General features: G+C 38.2%; 18 protein-coding genes, 1 tRNA gene and 1 pseudogene. 15 read left to right on the top strand and 5 right to left on the bottom strand.

The window, feature by feature from the left end:
• Positions 1-48 precede the first annotated feature (48 nt).
• Positions 49-618, bottom strand: a complete 570-nt coding sequence (locus FJA49_RS14530) for a DUF3109 family protein (RefSeq protein WP_140001651.1) — start codon at positions 616-618, stop codon at positions 49-51.
• Positions 619-797: 179 nt separating this feature from the next.
• Here FJA49_RS14530 and FJA49_RS14525 point away from each other — a divergent pair, with 179 nt between their 5' ends.
• Genes FJA49_RS14525 through FJA49_RS14515 form a run of 3 tightly spaced genes read left to right on the top strand, consistent with a single transcriptional unit; the run spans position 798 to position 2,235 of the window.
• Positions 798-1,373, top strand: coding sequence for a MarC family protein (locus tag FJA49_RS14525; protein ID WP_140001650.1), 576 nt, complete (start codon positions 798-800; stop codon positions 1,371-1,373).
• A 49-nt stretch (positions 1,374-1,422) separates the two neighbouring features.
• Positions 1,423-1,623, top strand: coding sequence for a hypothetical protein (locus FJA49_RS14520; protein ID WP_056067874.1), 201 nt, complete (start codon positions 1,423-1,425; stop codon positions 1,621-1,623).
• 3 nt (positions 1,624-1,626) lie between these two features.
• On the top strand, positions 1,627-2,235 hold the full coding sequence (locus FJA49_RS14515) for an FAD-dependent oxidoreductase (protein ID WP_140001649.1): 609 nt from the start codon (positions 1,627-1,629) through the stop codon (positions 2,233-2,235).
• Positions 2,236-2,346: 111 nt separating this feature from the next.
• Here FJA49_RS14515 and FJA49_RS14510 read toward each other — a convergent pair whose 3' ends face one another.
• Genes FJA49_RS14510 through FJA49_RS14495 form a run of 4 tightly spaced genes read right to left on the bottom strand, consistent with a single transcriptional unit; the run spans position 2,347 to position 5,647 of the window.
• Entirely contained in the window at positions 2,347-3,933 is a 1,587-nt protein-coding gene (locus tag FJA49_RS14510) for a S41 family peptidase (RefSeq protein WP_140001648.1), read from the bottom strand.
• Positions 3,920-4,363 (bottom strand): deoxycytidylate deaminase, encoded by a 444-nt coding sequence (locus FJA49_RS14505; protein ID WP_140001647.1) that lies wholly within the window; start codon positions 4,361-4,363, stop codon positions 3,920-3,922. The genes FJA49_RS14510 and FJA49_RS14505 overlap by 14 nt, the downstream gene beginning before the upstream one ends.
• Before the next feature lie 42 nt (positions 4,364-4,405).
• Entirely contained in the window at positions 4,406-4,855 is a 450-nt protein-coding gene (locus FJA49_RS14500) for a 6-pyruvoyl trahydropterin synthase family protein (protein ID WP_140001646.1), read from the bottom strand.
• A gap of 24 nt (positions 4,856-4,879) precedes the next feature.
• Entirely contained in the window at positions 4,880-5,647 is a 768-nt protein-coding gene (locus tag FJA49_RS14495) for an enoyl-CoA hydratase/isomerase family protein (protein WP_140001645.1), read from the bottom strand.
• A 98-nt stretch (positions 5,648-5,745) separates the two neighbouring features.
• On the opposite strand from FJA49_RS14495, the gene FJA49_RS14490 reads away from it, so the two are divergent.
• The 12 genes and pseudogenes from FJA49_RS14490 to FJA49_RS18595 all read left to right on the top strand — a co-directional run bounded on the left by FJA49_RS14490 (position 5,746) and on the right by FJA49_RS18595 (position 19,478).
• A tRNA-Ala gene (locus FJA49_RS14490) sits at positions 5,746-5,819 on the top strand.
• Positions 5,820-6,114: 295 nt separating this feature from the next.
• A complete protein-coding gene (locus tag FJA49_RS14485) occupies positions 6,115-7,743 on the top strand; it encodes a T9SS type A sorting domain-containing protein (protein WP_140001644.1) in 1,629 nt (542 codons plus the stop codon).
• Between the two features lie 16 nt (positions 7,744-7,759).
• Positions 7,760-10,828 carry an RHS repeat domain-containing protein gene (locus FJA49_RS14480; RefSeq protein ID WP_140001643.1) on the top strand — a complete coding sequence of 1,023 codons (3,069 nt, stop codon included), beginning with the start codon at positions 7,760-7,762 and terminating at the stop codon, positions 10,826-10,828.
• 6 nt (positions 10,829-10,834) lie between these two features.
• A complete protein-coding gene (locus tag FJA49_RS14475; protein WP_140001642.1) occupies positions 10,835-14,788 on the top strand; it encodes a DUF6443 domain-containing protein in 3,954 nt (1,317 codons plus the stop codon).
• Between the two features lie 3 nt (positions 14,789-14,791).
• Complete coding sequence (locus FJA49_RS14470; RefSeq protein ID WP_140001641.1) at positions 14,792-15,301, top strand: hypothetical protein; 510 nt, start codon at positions 14,792-14,794, stop codon at positions 15,299-15,301.
• A 52-nt stretch (positions 15,302-15,353) separates the two neighbouring features.
• Entirely contained in the window at positions 15,354-15,542 is a 189-nt protein-coding gene (locus tag FJA49_RS14465; RefSeq protein WP_140001640.1) for a hypothetical protein, read from the top strand.
• 192 nt (positions 15,543-15,734) lie between these two features.
• Complete coding sequence (locus FJA49_RS14460) at positions 15,735-16,100, top strand: hypothetical protein (RefSeq protein WP_140001639.1); 366 nt, start codon at positions 15,735-15,737, stop codon at positions 16,098-16,100.
• 107 nt (positions 16,101-16,207) lie between these two features.
• Positions 16,208-16,687 (top strand): hypothetical protein, encoded by a 480-nt coding sequence (locus FJA49_RS14455; protein ID WP_140001638.1) that lies wholly within the window; start codon positions 16,208-16,210, stop codon positions 16,685-16,687.
• Positions 16,688-16,801: 114 nt separating this feature from the next.
• Entirely contained in the window at positions 16,802-17,482 is a 681-nt protein-coding gene (locus FJA49_RS14450) for a response regulator transcription factor (RefSeq protein WP_140001637.1), read from the top strand.
• Positions 17,482-18,873, top strand: a complete 1,392-nt coding sequence (locus FJA49_RS14445; protein ID WP_140001636.1) for a sensor histidine kinase — start codon at positions 17,482-17,484, stop codon at positions 18,871-18,873. The genes FJA49_RS14450 and FJA49_RS14445 overlap by 1 nt, the downstream gene beginning before the upstream one ends.
• Positions 18,870-19,211 (top strand): annotated as a pseudogene (locus tag FJA49_RS18600) (MerC domain-containing protein); the annotation flags it as partial. The gene FJA49_RS14445 and the pseudogene FJA49_RS18600, both read left to right, overlap by 4 nt.
• A 21-nt stretch (positions 19,212-19,232) precedes the next feature.
• Positions 19,233-19,478 carry a GDCCVxC domain-containing (seleno)protein gene (locus FJA49_RS18595; RefSeq protein WP_233590230.1) on the top strand — a complete coding sequence of 82 codons (246 nt, stop codon included), beginning with the start codon at positions 19,233-19,235 and terminating at the stop codon, positions 19,476-19,478.
• Positions 19,479-19,480 lie beyond the last annotated feature (2 nt).

Genomic DNA, 19,480 nt, shown 5'->3' with positions numbered 1-19,480 from the left:
CAAAGGAATTCGAAACCGGAGAAAATTAAAATTTTGAGATAAAAAAGGTTATTGGTTTTTAAGCTCCTGAGCCACCTTTTCAAGTTCGGCATACCAGTCTTCACCAAAGCGACGAATGAGCGCTTCTTTCACAAATTTGTAAACCGGAACCTCAAGTTCTTTACCTAAAGAACAGGCATCATCACAAATTTCCCATTTGTCATAATTTACGGCTGCAAATTCGGTAAAATCTTTAATACGTATCGGATACAAATGGCAGGATACTGGTTTTTTCCAATCAACAACACCCTGATTATAGGCTTGTTCGATACCGCAAAGTGCAGTTTTCCCATCAAAAATTACATAAGCGCAATCTTTATTGTCAATCAGAGGCGTTTCTAAATCGCCATCTGTTCCTTTTACCCACGTGCCTTGCGCTTCAATAGCCTCAATTCCTTCCTTACGAAGAAATGGTTTTACTTTTGGATAAATAGCTTCCAGGATTTTTGTCTCTTCTTCATTTAATGGAGCTCCCGCATCGCCATCTACACAACAAGCTCCTTTGCAAGCCGAAAGGTTGCATACAAATTCCTTTTCTAAAATGTCTTCAGAGACAATTGTTTTTCCTAGTTGAAACATGCTGCAAAGATAGTTTTCAAATGTGAAATAGCGTGTTAATTTTTGAATTTCCGGCTTTACAGAAACAATTTGCTTATTTTCAATAACTTAATTTGAAAAAAATCATTAAAAAATTAACGAATCATTAATGATTTTTCATTTTTAATGAAATAATTTTGCAGCTTCAAAAAAGCATCGTTATGGGATTCGATTGGAGAGAAATTTTTACTGCTAGTATGGTTCTGTTTGCTGTTATCGATATCGTTGGCAGCATACCTATTATTGTCGACCTACGTTCAAAAGTGGGACATATTCAGTCTGAAAAGGCTTCTATCGTTGCCTGTGTCATTATGATTGCTTTTCTTTTTGTGGGTGAAGAAATCTTAAAACTGATCGGGATCAACGCCAGCTCGTTTGCTGTTGCAGGTTCTTTCGTTTTATTTTTTCTTGCTCTGGAAATGATTTTAGGAATCCGACTCTATAAAGAAGACAATCCGAGCACGGCTTCTATTGTTCCAATTGCTTTTCCTTTGATTGCTGGAGCTGGAACCATGACCACGATACTGTCTTTAAGAGCCGAATACGAAAAAATCAATATTATATTTGCCATAATCATTAATATAATTGTAGTTTTCGCCGTCCTAAAGTCGTCTTCCAAGATAGAAAAGCTACTTGGAGAGAACGGACTAGGCGTTATCCGAAAGATATTTGGCGTAATTTTGCTGGCCATTGCTGTTAAATTATTTGGCGCCAATGTTAAAGGGCTTTTTATCTAACATAGATTTTATTAATTTCACCATTCATAATCAGGAACCCCTTCTTATAATGAAAATTTTTACTTACATATTAATCTTCCTTGCGCTTGCATTAATCATTTTCAACATTACTATTCTGGACTTTGATCATTTGTTCGAAGGAGACAGTGTTGTTGGATTGATAGGAATTGCTGCTTCATTTTGCGCCATTTTCATTCTTCTGATTTTCAGAATGTCAAAAATGATTGAAGAAAAAACAAAAGACAAATAAGACATGTTTGACGTTTTAATTATTGGCGGAGGCGTTTCAGGAATGTCCTGTGCCCTTGTTTTGGGTTCTGCCAAAAACAAAGCTTTTGCTGCAGACAAGAAAATCGGAATCTTTACACATCAGAAAGCCTCAAATCTTCAGGATGCTGTTTTCAATAATGCTTATGGTATTCCTGCCGGAAAATTAGGTTCGGAACTTCTGGAAGAAAGCAAAGAACAACTTGCTACTCTTTATCCGCATGTGGAGCAGATAGAAAATGAGAAGGTCATGAAAATCGAAGGAGCCTATCCTAACTTTACGGTTGTGACCAACAAGGAATCGTATCAAACCAAAATTATTGTAGTAGCTATCAACGCTACAAATACTTTTGCAATTGAAGGTTTGATGGATTATGTAATCCCACACAAGAAAGCGATTGTAGAAAAAAACAGAATACAGTTAAAAAACGAGGACCATTTTGTTGCTGACGGAATTTACGTTGCCGGTACCCTGGCAGGATTGAGAAGTCAGCTGTCTATCGCAGCCGGAAGCGGTGCTTCTGTCGCTACGGATATTTTGACTTTATGGAATAGTGGTACGCATTCGCAAGTACACGATAGTATTAGAAAATAATTTTTGAAGTAGTCACTAAGTTACTGAGGTGCTGAGGCGCTAAGGTTTTGCCTTTTTGTACGAAAAGAAGTTTTACATAAAATAAAAAAGCATCCCTTTCGGGATGCTTTTTTATTTTATTTCTTGTTTGTTTTCCAGAACTGCCTTAATCATGGCATCTTCTTTTAATACGATTTCATAGTATTTGTCGTCACCATAGAGTTGTCTGGCAAATTCTGCGGCGAGATAGCGTTTGACAAGGTTTTTGGTATGCTTCAGGTCTAAAAGAACTCCGTTTTTGATTAGATATTTCTGGAATGTATTGAAATACGTATCCGTCTGCTGCATTTTTGCCTGGAACTGTTGGAACGTCAGGTTTTTGAAATCATTGCGGTTTTTATCCAATTCTTCAAAAGCAAAATAGCCTACCAATCCGGATTGCATCATATAGGCAATGCTTTCTTCTCCATGTTCTACTTCGAGTGGAACAAAAATATCCGGAACAATTCCGCCGCCGCCATATACAGTGCGCCCTTTTGGTGTCTTGAATTTTAGTGTGTCTGCTACTTTTATACTGTCTGATTTATATAATTCGCCAGACTCAAAACGTTTTTCAAATTCCTTGAAATATTCTTCACTTCCTTTCTCGTACGACTTTTGAATCGAGCGTCCCGTTGGCGTATAATATCTCGCTACAGTTAGCCTTACAGCCGATCCGTCACCTAATGGCATTTCACGCTGCACTAATCCTTTTCCAAAAGAACGTCTTCCTACTATCAGTCCACGGTCATTATCCTGAATGGCTCCTGCTAAAATTTCGCTGGCCGAAGCACTGTTTTCATTAATCAGGATATATACTTTACCATTTTCAAAACTTCCATCGTTGGTAGCATAGGTCTTATCTATTCTTCCTTTTTTATTCTTGGTAAAAACGATTAGCGCATCGTCTTTTAAAAAGTCATCTGCTATTTCAATTGCCTTATCAAGATAGCCACCTCCATTATCACGCACATCGATTATAAGCGATTTTGCTCCTTGCTTTTTAAGGTCACGAAGTCCAGTTTCAAATTCGTCATAAGTTGTTTCAGCAAAGCGGTTTATTTTTATATATCCTACACCTGGATTAACCATTACAGCTATATCCACACTTTTAATAGGAATTACATCGCGTCTTACTTTGACTTTTAGCTTTTTATTCTCATTCTTCCTGAAAATAGTAAGCTCAACATCAGAGCCAACGCTTCCTTTAAGCTTAGAGAAAAGCGTATCATTGGTAATCTTTCGCCCAAAAAGCTTGTAATTATTTGCAAAAAGAATTCGGTCGCCCGATTTGATACCCGCTTTTTCCGAAGGTCCGCCTTCAACCGGTTTTATGACAGCTACCGTATCATTATACATGTAAAAATTAACGCCAATACCCACAAAATCACCTTTCATGCTTTGTGAAACCTGCTCAAATTCATTTTTAGCAATATAAACGGAATGAGGATCCAATTTATCTAATATGCCTGTGACTGTAAGGTCGACTATAGAGTCTGTATTGACATTGTCAACATATTCCCGGTCTATAAAGTCAAGAAGTTTGTTGAGCTTGTTTTTTGGGCTGGTTTTGGAGAAAGCGATTCCGTGGGTCGGAAAATTAAGCATTCCACCCAAGACAACTCCTATTGCCAGGGCAGCAAAAATAACAAGTGGTAGGTATATCTTATTGTTTTTCATTCATTTCGGTTTCTGAAATATGAACTACCTCAACGCCAGCGTCTTTTAAAAATTGTATCCCGGAATCGTCTTTATAACCTTCCTGATATACAACTCGTTTTATTCCCGACTGATGGATCAGCTTGCTGCATTCTTTGCAAGGTGACAAGGTAATATACAAAGTCGCTCCTTCACAAGATTGCGTCGAGCCGGCAACTTTAAGTATGGCATTTGCCTCGGCGTGAAGCACATACCACAAAGTCAACCCGTCAGCTCCTTCGCAGGTATTTTCAAATCCGGATGGCGTTCCGTTGTAACCGTCAGAGATAATCATCCTGTCTTTTACAATAATCGCGCCAACCTGTTTTCTTTGGCAATACGACAACCGGCTCCATTCTTTTGCTATACGAAGATATGCCTTATCGTATTTATTTAGTTTATTCAAGTTCATACGTTTTACGAAGAAATTTTCACAGCAATTGCCCGTCCAAAACTAGTTGTCACTTTGAAACCATTCTGCATAGGACGTTTCTGTTTCCTGTAATCTCAAAGAATGCAGGGCGATGTTTTCCGGCAATCTGCTTTTGATTTTCTCGGCGAAATCAATCACCATATTTTCACTTGTTGGCTGATAACCGACTAAAATCACATGATGGCCTCGGGTTTTTAGTTCTTCTGCCAATTCAATGTGCGGGGTATTTTTATTAAAAACAGTTGCGTGGTCAAAAACATCTACAACTTCTTCGCGGACTATTTTTTTCAAATCCGAAAAATCAATCACCATTCCAAATTTCACATTGGTAGTATCTGAAATCGGTGTTCCTATTACCGTTACCGACAATTTATAGCTATGTCCGTGTACATTTTTACATTTTCCGTCGTAGCCATATAGCGCATGTCCCGTTTCGAAACTAAATTGCTTGGTAATTCTGATTTTGCTCATTCTTTTTTATTTCTGCAAATTTAGTTACTTTTTGAATTGGTTCAGGGCATTTCTGCTAAAATCTGACAAAACCAATTTCCCTGAGATTGAAGCTCTTTCATACAAAAGTGTATCCCAATTTTCAGTTCCTTCCCACAGCACTTTTTTCATTTCAGATAAGGCTTCCGGATTATAGGATGCTAGTTTTGAAGTAAAGATCTCTAATTCTTTATCCAGGTCTTCTTTTGTTTCAAAAACTTTGGCGTACAGTCCTTTTTCCTGAGCCCAATAGGCATTTTTCCATTCGTGTGCCGCCAATGTCATTTCGCCTAAAGCACCTTTGCCAATTTTTCTTGAAACAGCTGGTTCAATTACAAAAGGCCCTATTCCGATAGCCAGCTCTGATAGTTTGATAGCGCTATCTACTGTTGCAAAAGCATAATCGCATGCCGCTGCCAATCCTACGCCACCACCAACAGCCTTGCCATGAATGCGTCCTACAATCAGTTTGGAACATTTACGCATCGCATTGATCACGTTTGCAAAACCCGAAAAGAAGCTGGTTCCTTCAACAAGATTGGATACTGCCAAAAGTTCATCAAAAGAAGCTCCGGCACAGAACGCTCCATCGCCTTCACTTTTTAGAATAATAAGATTTACTTCCGAATTACTGCTCAAGTTGTTTAGTTCGTCTGTTAATCGTTGCAATAATTCGCTTGGAAAGGAATTACTTGCAGGATGTCCGAATTCAACTGTTGCTATTTTATTTTCGATAACGGCATATAATGAGCCGTTTAATCTTTGTGTAGTCATAAAAAAATATTTGCAGGTAAAGTTACGCTTTTGCAAAATAAATTCATCAGAAGGTATTTGCTTTTTGAAAATTAATTACCTTAATTTGCGTCAGCTTTGGGGATGTAGCTCACTTGGCTAGAGCGCTTGGCTGGCAGCCAAGAGGTAGTGGGTTCGAATCCCATCTTCTCCACTTAAAAGGACAAATCGATAAAAATATCGATTTGTCCTTTTTTATTTGATAAAAATTCCAACACTCTTAGTCTTTATCAATCAGCTCCTATTTCATCGATAATTCACTTGTGTTTTTACTTTGTTTTCAAAAACAGTTTCGCTTTCAATAAATTCACTTCTCTGAAATTTTAACATTTTTTACATATTTTCTGTAATAACAGATTTTCTAAAGCGTGTAACATTGTTCTAAAATTTTAGAACCATTGAATTATCAACAACCGATCGCAACAGCTATTATCTTAAATCACATGCTTATGGCTACAAACAGACACTCAAGGGCGCACCTTCTGGCCGCCTGCATCCTGCTTTCTGCAGGCACGCTCAAAGCCCAGGATATCCTTTGGGAAAAGTCCTATGGCGGAAAACATTCTGATTATCTCTTCGATGCACAGCCCACTCCAGACTACGGTTTTATTCTCGCAGGAAGCTCACTATCCAAAAATACGGGAAACAAGACTGATGACAACAATGGAAATCTGGATTACTTTATCTGGAAAATGGACGAAAAGGGAGAACTCGACTGGCAAAAAGGATTCGGAGGTACCGGAGCTGACCTTCTACAGAGCATTAAACTAACGCCTGACGGAGGCTTTATTTTAGCAGGCACTTCCAATTCGCCTAAAGGCCTTCATAAAAAAGACGACTGTAAAGGACTTGAAGACTTCTGGATTATCAAATTAAATGCCAAGGGTACCGAACAGTGGCAACGTACTATAGGCGGTACCGGACAGGAACTTCTTCAAAGTATTGCGTCAACTTCTGACGGTGGCTATATCATAGGCGGTACTTCTGGTTCTTCACGAAGCGAAAAGGAAAAAAACGGAAAAGAAGATATGTTTGAAAAAAAAGAGGACAGTCGGGGCGGTCTTGATTATTGGATCGTAAAGCTAGACAATGAAGGTCAAATTGAATGGCAGAAAACTATCGGCGGACAATATTCTGATGAGCTGCGGAGCATCATCCAAACAGCTGATGGAGGTTTTATGCTTGCCGGATCTTCAAACTCTACAGTATCAGGAGACAAGACCGAAAAAAGATATGGAGAAAGCGATTATTGGGTAGTAAAAACAGACAAGTTCGGAACGATTGAATGGCAAAAGGTATATGGCGGAGAAGGCGATGAACAGCTCAAAACGATGCTTCATACTTCAGACGGTAACTATATACTGGCAGGAAATTCTGCTTCTGAATCCAGCGGTAACAAAAACACCTCCAACACGAACGGTATTGACTTCTGGCTTCTGAAAATAGATCCATCTGGTGAAATCCTATGGCAGGAAACTTATGATGTTGGAAAAACCGACCTACTTGCTTCTCTGGTTGAAAATGAAGACGGTTCCTTCCTAATTGGTGGCCATGCAATGAGCGAGACTTCCAGCGAAAAGAAAAAAGACAAAGAAGATATCAATGATTATGTGGCTATAAAAATCAACGAGAAGGGAGAAGAACAATGGCGAAAGACCGTAGGAAGCAACGGGCAGGATATCCTGAGAAAAGCCGTTAGGGTACGCGATGGCGGATACCTGTTGGCTGGAACTTCCAAAGGCAGTAATTCACGGGATCGTCATTCTTCACAGGGGAGAAACGATTTTTGGGTCGTGAAGCTGAAAAACGAAAAGAAAAAGAAAGAAGAGAAAAGCCCAATCGAGGCCTTCCCAAATCCTACAGCTCAATTTACCAATGTCATCGTAGGTTATGAGTTCGAGAAAGGCACAGCAACCGTATTTGACTTGTCAGGGCGCCAGCTGCAGCATTTCGATATTCAGGACAGAACTGTCCCAGTTGACCTTGGAGGACTTCCTATAGGAATTTATCTGGTACAAATCAGGACGAATGTACAAGAAGATACCGTTAAGATTGTGAAAGCCATTAACAAAAAATAATAAAAATATTACAGTAATGAAAAAAATATATATAATACTGGCTCTAGGTATTGGTGTCATGGCACAAGCACAAAATCTTCCTTCTTTTAAGGCTCCAGAACCATCAAAAGTGTTCGAATTTACCAAATACGACCAGATCCCTATAGGAGAATATACCGGTATAGCCGGTATCAGCATACCTCTATATAGTATCAAAATCGACGAAGTTACAGTCCCAATAGATCTTAGATACCATGCTGGCGGATTCAAAGTAAGCGAAGAAGCGAGTAATGTTGGACTAGGTTGGAATATGAATTTTGGACAGATTACGCAGACCATAAACGATAGGGACGACTTGCTCACAGTGCAATATTCTAAAAAACTGCTGAAATATCAAAAAGCTGTTTATCCTCTGATCTATGAATGGCCGATGAATTGCGGTTCGCAATCTGCATCCACGTGCCAAACTTTGCCTAATGGCACAAACTGTACTCCGGAACCGACCTTTGTAACTTCAGTTCCATCAGTAATAAACTCCATATTTATAGCAACGAATGGATACCCTATTGAAGGAAAGTCGTTTTGCCAAACGCAAGATTTTGATATGACCGATGCAAATCTAGATACCGAACCTGATATATTCAGGGTAAGTTTTCTTGGGCACTCTCTGAAGTTTATCAAGCGGTTTGACTCGGGTAGCGGAGCCATTGAAGTTCTTGACAGTAAAGGCTATAAAGTTGAGCAGATTGTAGACAGCTCCAATCCGAATCCTATTGGATGGAAAATTACTTCGCCTGATGGCAATCAATATGTCTTCGGAAAAATGAGACAAGACAACACATCGACCCACACGGATGACATAACACCTGATTTCTTACAGGCAGGGGGAAACAGCTACACGAATAACTGGAGCCTCATAAAAATTATAACCACAAAAAATAAGGTAATCGATTTTGAATATACAGATTATGGCATCACAAAAACTAGTTCTTATTCCCAGAAACTGAGAAAAATTTCGCAAGTAACTACATGGAATCTATATGCTGGAGAAGGCAGACGTAATGGAAATCTGAGCAACGCAGGATATGAAAACGGGGATGTGACTACCTATCCGCTGACATACAGTGCAATGTATGAAAAAATGATGTATGTCAGCAAAATCACAACACCCAATGAAATTGTGACATTTGAATATTCGGACCGTTCTGATAGGCTTAATGATAAAAAAACAGACAGGGTTCTTATAAAAAACTTAAAAAACACCATATTGAAGGACTTCCGCTTTTCTTATGATTATTTCATAGCCAGCGAAACAGGAAACGTATTTATCACGCCTAATCCTACCAATCCTAATTACAATCCGATACACAATTCCTACAGGCTGAAACTTACATCTCTGCAGGAAATTGGCAACAATCCCTATATCTTCACTTACGACCAGAATAATCTGCCAAGAAAGACTTCAGCAGCAGTCGACTTTTGGGGATTCTACAATGGCAGAACAGGGAACACTTCTCTTGCTCCTAATCCTGCTTCTGTAGGCTATCCTGCCTTTGGCGATAATGGCAACGATAAGGCCGCCTACATAAACTTTGCCAAAGCATCCGTATTAAAGGCTATACAATACCCTACAGGAGGAAAGATTGAATATGAATATGAACTCAATGAATACCAGAGAGCATCATTTGAGACTGTCCTGCCAAATGCAGGAAATATCGTGGGTGATTTTGTCAAGGGCAATGGTATCAGGATAAAAAACATCATGCTCACTGACAACGGAATTCTTCAACGGAAAACAACCTATAATTATTCTGGAGGCATTTCTCTTGTGCCTTTCGAAATACTGAAACATTACACTGCTACGACATATACATTTATAGATTCTCCCCCGCCTTTTCCAGATCTTTACCATGGCTCTTCTTTCAGCGTTGATGAGTTCAATAATACCAATTACCAAAGACCTTCATTGCTTGGCTCCTACAATACGGTCGGATATGACCAGGTAACTATGATCCATGAATCTCCGGAAGGCAACGGGAAGACTGTTTACAGATTTGCCAACAAAAGAGACGAAAAATCGTTACACCAACATGACTACAAGGTCGATATTGAAATGCCCTCGCTAATGGATATAAACGCTACAGAAAACGGCAAGATATTGAGTAAAGAAATATATGCTGCAGGAAGTGCCACTCCGCTAGTTAAGACAGAATATACATATACGACAAAAAAATCGAATATCTTTTATGGCAATATCATTGTGGGCTTCCGTAACCTATTTGGATTTGATGCTGGATTAGGTGTTGCACAGCCTTTCCATATGCCTCAGCATCTTGTAGGTTATTATGCTATTTATGACAAGCAGAGCTTATTGTCATCAGAAAAGACCACGGAATACTTTCCTTCCGGATCTACATGGACACAGAAAAGCTACATCTATAATGCAAATAATCTTATTACCTCTACCGAGACCAGAAACCAATATGGATCACTTGTCAACTTAGAAAACACCCTATATTACAGCACACCTGCACTGTCCTCTCAAAACTGGCTGAGCCTTCCGCTGCTGAAGACCATTACTGAAAACGGCCAGATGAATCAGCAGAGTTTTACCTACCAAGTTGTAGGAGGGCTTACTCTGCCTCAGGCAATCGAGATCAGGCCAAATGCAAGCACAGCACCGGAATTAATACAAAAGATACTATATGACCAGTATGACGAGAAGGGAAATCTTATCGAATTCCATATGCAAAACGGCATCAAGACATGCGTGGTATGGGGATATGGAAAAACGCTTCCATTGGCTAAGATAGACAACGCCGATTACAGCCAGATTTCACCATATGTGGGAGGCCTGCAATATCTTTCCGACACGGGAAGCGAAGCTGATCTTATTACTTGGCTTGGCCACTTGAGGAATGCGCTCCCTGAGGCAATGGTAACTTCTTATACTCATATCCCTGGGATTGGCGTAAGTTCAATCACTGATGCAAAGGGAAATACGACACACTATCAATACGATACCTTTGGCCGTCTTATATCTGTCAGGGATGTAAAAGACAAGTTGCTTTCGGAATATGAATACAATTTCAGACCACAAAATTAAGACAATATGAAAAAGATATATATCATTTTGCCAATACTGTTTCCTTTTCTGCTTATGGCCCAAAGCAGGAACCAGAACTATGTCAAGACAAAAAATTACAAGACAGAAGCTACAACTTCCCTGCCTGACAGTGATGCAGAGAAAGTAAAAGTTGACGTAACCTATTTTGATGGACTAGGGAGGCCTATACAAAAAGTGGCTCATCTCCAGTCGGGTTCTGGCAAAGACTTGGCGACTCATATCAGTTATGATATTTTGGGAAGACAGGACAGAGAATACCTTCCTTATGGAAAAGGCAGTCAGGACATGCTATTTGATGTCGATGCCGAAACAAACACGCTTAACTTTCCACTTTATAGCGGACATCAGAATCCTTATACGAAAGTGTTCTTTGAAAAGAGCCCTCTCAACAGGGTCTTGAAACAAAGTGCACCGGGAAATGCATGGATCGGAAATGACACTAATGACAATGATAGAGCCGTCAAGTTTGCCTTTGATACCAACTCCGAAAATGACAAGGTTCAGGACTTCAAAGTCAATGCAGGACAGCTTGCTTCAGACGGATACAAAAGTTCAGGAAGCCTTTATAAGATGACGACCAAAGATGAAAACTGGACCTCAGGCAAAAAAAATACTTCAGAAGAATATAAGGACCATCTGGGCAGAGTTGTCTTGAAAAGGTCGTATGAAAACGAAACTTCTAAGCTAGATACCTACTATGTCTATGATTCTAATGGAAATCTTGCATTCGTTATTCCGCCATTGGCTTCAGAAAGCGTGGCTACTGTACAATCATCGCAAGTCCCTTATTATTACAACCAGAGCATTTATATAAGCAATATACTGGTTGGCTATACTGGAGGAGGCGGGTCAATGACGATCAGGATCGAAAACAATACCCTGAAGGTAATTTTCAGTGGAGGATTTAATGCAACAGAAATTGATGTATCGAAAAACCATCCAATCAATGCGATTCAGCCTATACCCAATATGACCTTAGGAACGCTTTCTGTAGGATATCCAAGATATACCGTATATGTAGAGAACAACCAGCTGAGATTTACTGACAACTATCCTGGTTCAGGTACATTCCAAAGCCTGAATCAGACTCTTACGGCGCCTCTCGATCCATCTCTCTTCGGACCACAAACCGTTTATAATACCGTCATAAACCAAAGCGTAGTATCAGACCTTTGTTTCCAATATAAATATGATGGCAAGTTCAGGCTCATTGAAAAAAAACTGCCCGGAAAGCAATGGGAGTATCTTGTCTATGACAAGCTCGACAGGGTAGCAGCAACAGGCCCTACATTATCTCCTTTCAATGATGTAGATTTTACAGGTTGGCTCGTGACCAAGTATGACGTATTCAACAGACCAATATTGACGGGATGGATGCCTATAAATTCGAATATAGATAGTTCTACTAGACAATCTCTGCAGACTCAATTAGATGGAATGACCTCAAACCTCAGCGATAGCAAGTCTGTTTCGGATAACAACATCAATGGCATAGCCGTGAGGTATACCAACCAGTCCTTCCCTACTTCCGGATACCACATACTGTCTGTAAATTATTATGACGACTATGCGTATCCGAATGCTCCTATAGATTTTAGTGTCGTCGAAGGGCAAGAAGTGTATTTCAATACCGTACAAAAGCCAAAAGGATTACAAACGGGCACATGGATCCGGGTACTACAAGCAACAAGCAGTTATACGGGCGAGCTTTCCTCTATTCTATATGATTACAAGCAAAGGCCAATTAGGACAAAAAACATCAATTATCTCGGCGGCCACACGACCATTGATAGCAAGTTGGATTTTTCAGGAAAAAAGATCTATACACTTACGACTCATGCTAGAGCAACTGGCGCAGGAGATATCAAGGTCTACGACCGTTACAAATATACTGCACAAAACAGGCTTTATTCGCATACACACCAGATTTCAGGACGAACTGAACAGTTACTTAGCCTTAACAGTTATGACGAACTCGGACAGATTATCTCTAAACGGATAGGAGGCAATGATCTAAACGGAAATGCCTGCCTGCAGAAGGCAGATTATGCCTACAACATTAAAGGTTGGCTAAAAGAAATCAACAAGATAGACAATCTTGTACAGCCAGGCAGTCCTGACGACCTTTTTGCATTTAAGATCAACTATGAGACCGTAGAAAACACAGTTTATGGCGAGATAAAACCTTTATACAATGGCAATATTTCAGAAACCTTCTGGAGAACTTCAAGTAATGACATAGTAAGATCTTATGGCTACAAATACGACAATCTTAACCGTCTTAATAAAGCTATTTATCAAAAAAGGGGCTCGGTTCTTAATTCTTATGATGAAGAAATCTCCTATGATAAGAATGGGAATATTACAGATTTGTCCAGAAATGGAGGATATGACGGAGATTTTATGGCCCTTGAGATGGATAGACTGGCCTACAGCTATCATCCACAGAAGAAAAATCAATTAATGAAAGTGCTTGACTATAGTTTTAACCCCCAAGGTTTCAGTGACGATAGTCCCGACGGAATTACTGACCCCGAAGACGACTATGCTTATGATGCTAATGGGAATATGATTTCTGATCAGAACAAAGGTATTACGCAAATCCTGTACAACCACCTAAATCTGCCAACAAAGATTGTTTTTGGCTCAGAATCGGATAAAATTGAATATCTTTACGATGCTGCCGGAAAAAAAATACAAAAGGCAGTTACACAAGCTGGTACAGCAACATATTTTATCTATTTGCAGGGATTCCAGTACAAAGGCAAACTCCTATTGTTTTTTCCTACCGCTGAAGGCTATGTGAATTATACGCCTTCCGTTATGGGAGGTGATTTATTAAACCCGACAGTAATAACGCCTGAAAGTTATAATTATGTCTATAATTATACGGACCATTTGGGAAACATCAGGCTTTCATACGGGATAGATCCAGCCACTAATGTTCTTAAGATTATTGAAGAAAACCATTATTACCCATTTGGACTCAAACATACTAACTATAGTTCAGATTGGAATTCCTTCCAAAGGATTGACGAAAAGGTAAGCTTGAGACCAGGAAGGCCTAGTGCGCCGTTGGAGTACAAGTATAAGTATAACGGAAAGGAGCTACAGGACGAGTTTGGACTGAATGTTTACGACTACGGGGCCAGGAATTATGACCCTGCGATTGGAAGGTGGATGAATATTGATCCATTAACAGAAAAGTTTATGAGTGAAAGTCCTTATGCATATGTTAATAATGATCCTATTGGGTTTTCCGACTTCGATGGTAAAGACTATATAATGGATTTGTTTTTTGACAGTAAAGGAAAATTTATCGGTTTAAAAATAAGTGGCACTGTTTATATAACCGGTAGCGGCGCAAGTAGCAAAAGAGCAAATGAATTGAATACATATGCAAAAGATAACATAAAATCAAAAAAAGTAGGAGATGTAGACGTTTCTGTAGAAATAAATTATGCCTATGATAAGAAAAAAAACAAGGACAATCTGAAAAGAGGCGAAAATATATTAGAATTCAAATCAGAAGATGGGATTTCCAATGTTCAATGGTCCACATTTGGAAAAAATGGTTTTAAGCACTCTCTACTAACTAATAAGAAAGGAACCATATATAATTCCGGAAAAGACAATCATACTGTTGTCCATGAAACCCTTCATTTATTTGGTCTTGCAGATAGGTATGATGATTATAGGAATGCAAGTTTCGCTATGGATAAAAATACCATTCCTTTCGAAGGATTTGAAACAAATTTTATGGGTGGAGACGGTACGAACTTGCATCTAATACAATACACAAAATGGATAGAACATGCGATGTCAAGGTCAAAAGCAAATAAAAGTATAAAAAGAGTTTTTGGCACCTTAGTCGTAGATCAAAAAGGCGATTTTATAGATATGCCGGATGGAAGCACCCGTGCACAAAAAAAATTCTAAATTATGAAAGTATTTTTACAAACATTTTGCATCCTACTCCTTCTTGTAGGATGCAATACAGATAAAAATAGAGGTAGATATGTCCAAAAAACCGAGCCTAGAAGAAATTTTGAAGGCATTGGCGTTATTACGTTTCCGACTTCATTCCATGGAACATTCAGGGTAATGAATTTTTATCCTGTCTATGAAGGCAATAAGGAAAAATTATTGGCAAGAAATATCACAGACACCTTGCAACTTAATGTAAAAAATGCGATAGTTATAAGAGGAAAGAATGATACTGATTTATGGAATAGCTTGAGACTTGATAAAAGCATCGAAATAGGGGAACATGGTTTAGGTATGGCTTTAATCTATGTGAATTTTCTCTACCAACCTGTCGATAATCCAGATTCTCCTTTTGGAAGCGGTCAAACTATCAATGGCAAATATTATGACACTAAAACTTATAATACTAATTACGAAGACATTAAGATTATTGATTACAAGATAATAAGAGGATTGAAAGAATAATCTAATCTTTATATAAATGAGACTAAAAAAAGCGTGTTAATTTTGAAAAGTAATGATGAAATATGGAAGTATTGGATTCTGGATTCTTCATAGCCTAATATTACATTCTGAAACTACTCCTAGTCAGAAAATTTTACTCGAAGTAAAAAATGTTTACCTGAATGCAACAAAACAAGAAAAAGAAGAAGAGGTTGATGTAATTGCAAAAGAAATATTAGAAAAACACAAGCTACCTTTTTAATTTTCAACCAACTAAGCTATAGAAGTTTCCTTACAGTCCATAAATAGTTAAACCTCGACTCATGAAATCACGGTTGTAGTTGGTTATTATTTTGTTTCTTAAAATTTCAACATACAACAATTCAGCCTCAAAATCAAAATCAAAACGCAACTTTTATATCGGTAAGACATCTCCTATATAAATATTTAAACCATGAAACATTATCTATATTTACCCTATATATGTTTTTTTGCTTTAGTATCCTGCGATATGGATGTTGGAGAGTCTGGTGTAGTAGAAGATGCTATTACGGGTGAAAGATTAAAAGGTGTTGTCGTAAAAATGAATTCAAGCCAAGGTTCTAGAATTGACACGACCGATATTGATGGATATTTTAATGTTTTGAAGTTTTTTAGCTGCGGTATCGCAAGTTGTAACACTGATTATGACATCATGTTTTTAAAAGACGGATATGATACTTTAAGAATCTCACAGGGATATAGCCGTTCTGACAATGCGGTATTTGTTACGGAAGGGAAAAATGACACATTATTGATACGGTTAAATGTGCGGGATTAGGAAGTATTTCAATTCTTAAAAGACTATTTTTGTGGTTTCCTTTTCTTGGAATTTTCGATAAGATTCAGCATAGTTTTTCCTGAAACACCAATCTATCAGCTAATATCATGAAATATAAATACATCATCCCGATTATTATTATTTTATTGATAGTAAACTCAATTATTCAGGACAAGAATTGGGAAAAAGAAAAAAGGATTCATGATTTAATATCAAATGACATTAAATTTTCAGGTGTTATTACTGACTTAAAGATTTCAAGAAACCATGATTTCGGGGTTATTACTATTAAAATCAAAGAAACAAATCGTAAGGAATTTAATCCCATACTTAATGCCAAATATTTATTCCCTTATGCTATTAAAGATTCTGTGGCAGAAATTTACATTACTGTATCAAGCAATCTAAAAAAGGGGGATTTTGTAAAAGTAGACTCTAACAATGAAGAAGCTATTTTTAGCAATGCAAGTGGTATTATTTATAGGGGGCAAATTCTTATAACCTCTGAAGAAACCAACATTGATTTTGTAAAAGAAAATTCTGCTCTGACCAAACAATATCTGATTTCTATATTAGATAACTTATAAGTCAATAAGGTAAGTCTTAAAGCATTTTTTACTGTAACTCACCTCTCTTTACATCACTTCTTTATAATACAGCTTATTTCGTAGCTTTGTATATTCCACTCCAAAAAGAAAAAAATGGCAATTTTAGTAATAGAAGACGATCAAAGGGTAGCCGAACTCATACAAAGAGGGCTTGAAGAACAGGGATTTGCCATTACTTTGGCCTACGACGGACTTTCAGGCAAGAAGTTAGCCCTGCAAAACGATTATGACCTGATTATTACAGATATTATTTTGCCAAAAATGGATGGAATCGACGTATGCAGACACATACGGGAAACCAAACCCGACATTCCTATTATCATGTTGACAGCCCTGGGCACGACAGACGACAAAGTAGAAGGATTTGATGCCGGAGCAGACGATTATCTGGTCAAGCCTTTTGAAATGCGCGAACTGTTGGTACGTATCCGTGCTTTGCTAAAACGCAATACTAAAACAGCAAATAACACCGGATTTATTGTGCGCTTTGCTGACCTTGAAATGAATCTTCACACTAAAATAGTGAAACGGGACGGACAAGAAATAAGCCTTACACCAAAAGAATTTAAGCTGTTGGAGTATCTGATGCACAATCCGGAACGGGTATTATCACGAGTTGAAATTGCCGAAAAAGTATGGGATACACATTTTGATACAGGCACCAATTTTATTGATGTTTATATCAATTATTTGAGAAAAAAAATCGACAAGGATTTTGACAAAAAATTGATACACACCAAATCAGGAATGGGATTTATTTTGAAAGCAGAATAATGAAAATCAGGACACGCCTCACCTTACTATTCACTCTTATTACAGCGACAATCTTATTAGTCTTCGCTGCAGTTATCTATTTTACTGCTAAAGAGAATAGAGAAAAGGAGTTTTATTTACTGCTAAAAAAAGAAGCTATTACCAAAGCCAATCTCTTTTTAAATGCCAGAGTCGATAAAAAGAACTTACAGGAAATCTATCATAACAACCGAAGAATACTAAATGAAGTAGAAGTCGCTATTTACGACCCGTACTTTCACTTGCTTTATCATGATGCTGTTGACATCGATTATGTAAAGGAAACCAAACAGATGATAAACGAAATTAACCAAAAAGGAGAAATCAGTTTTTATCAGCAGGATTGGCAAGTTATCGGGCTTCGGTATGAATTTCAAGGCAGCTATTTTATAGTTACCGCCACAGCTTATGACCAATATGGCTATACCAAACTCGACAGCTTATTCAAAACCATCATTATCGTTTTTATTATTTCAGTCTTGTTTATCTACATTGCCGGACGCTTCTTTTCAAAAAAAGCATTCGGGCCGGTAAAGGAAATGACAGAAAAGGCAGCCAACATTTCAGCTACCAATCTTGACTTACGCCTAATGAGTAACGGAAGCAAAGACGAGCTTTCAGAACTGGCCAACACATTCAACGAAATGCTAGATCGGTTGGAAAATTCGTTTGAGGCGCAAAAACATTTTGTTTCCAATATTTCCCATGAGTTAAGAACGCCGCTTGCGGCCATTATTGCTGAATTGGAATTATCTACGCATAAAGACCGTACAATCAGTGAATATAAAAACGTGGTCACTAACACGTTGGCGGATGCCAAAAAACTAGCCCGTCTTTCAAACAGCCTGCTGGATCTGGCAAAAGCAAGTTATGATCCATCCGAAATTTCTTTTAAGCCTGTCCGTATAGACGAAATATTATTGGATGCACGCTCACAAGCACAGCAGGCAAATCCTGATTACAAGATTGACATCCATTTTGAAAGCGATTTCGAGAATGATGACCAGATCTCTGTAAACGGTAACGAATATCTTCTAAAAGTAGCTTTTGTGAATCTGTTTGAAAACGGCTGTAAGTTTTCAGACAACAAGCAGAGCACTGTTTCCTTTTCTTATGGTGATGGAAAAATCCTATTACGATTTGCTGATAAAGGCATTGGTATTTCTAAAGAGGATATCAAAAATATCTTTACTCCATTTTATAGGGGCGAAAATAAAAAGTATGCAGATGGAAACGGTATTGGCCTTTCGCTTACACAAAAAATCATAACACTCCATAAAGGAGAAATCAACGTTATTTCTTCTGCTGAAAAAGGAACGGTGTTTACTGTTGAGCTACACCAAATCACTTATCATAATAAAAACAAAGCATGAAACTTATTCCAAACATTGACAAATTCGGAACTATTGGCCTTTTTCTAACAGCAATCTTTTCACCTTGCTGTTTTCCGATATTCGCTTTTACAGCTTCGGCTTTGGGATTGGGGAGTTTTGAACTTTTTGGAGGCTGGTCGATGTGGATTTTTCAGATAATGGTTTTGATAAATATTGCCGGACTTGTCATTTCTTATTTCAAACACCGTTGCCTGTATCCGTTATTAGTAGCCATTCCAAGCGGGTTATTAATTTTTTACGGTTATCATTTTAACGATAGTGATTATTGGACTTATTTTCTATATGCGGGCATGCTTGGACTTTTAATAGCCACTTTTTGGAATTACCGACGAAACAAAATGCATGCTTCTTGCAATAGCTGTACAACATCCAATAGCAAAACCGCAGACCTTAACTCTACAATAACCTGCCCTGACTGCGGACACAAAAAAGCAGAGATTATGCCAACAGATGCCTGCGTTTATTTTTACGAATGCGAAAATTGCAAAACAAGATTAAAACCTCTTCCAGGCGATTGCTGTGTATATTGCAGTTATGGAACTGTAAAATGCCCTCCTATTCAGGCAAATTTGAATTGCTGTTAGTG

Origin of the sequence: Flavobacterium microcysteis, from assembly GCF_006385255.1 — a bacterium.
GTDB lineage: Bacteria > Bacteroidota > Bacteroidia > Flavobacteriales > Flavobacteriaceae > Flavobacterium > Flavobacterium microcysteis.
This window is presented reverse-complemented; position numbering and strand designations above follow the sequence as displayed.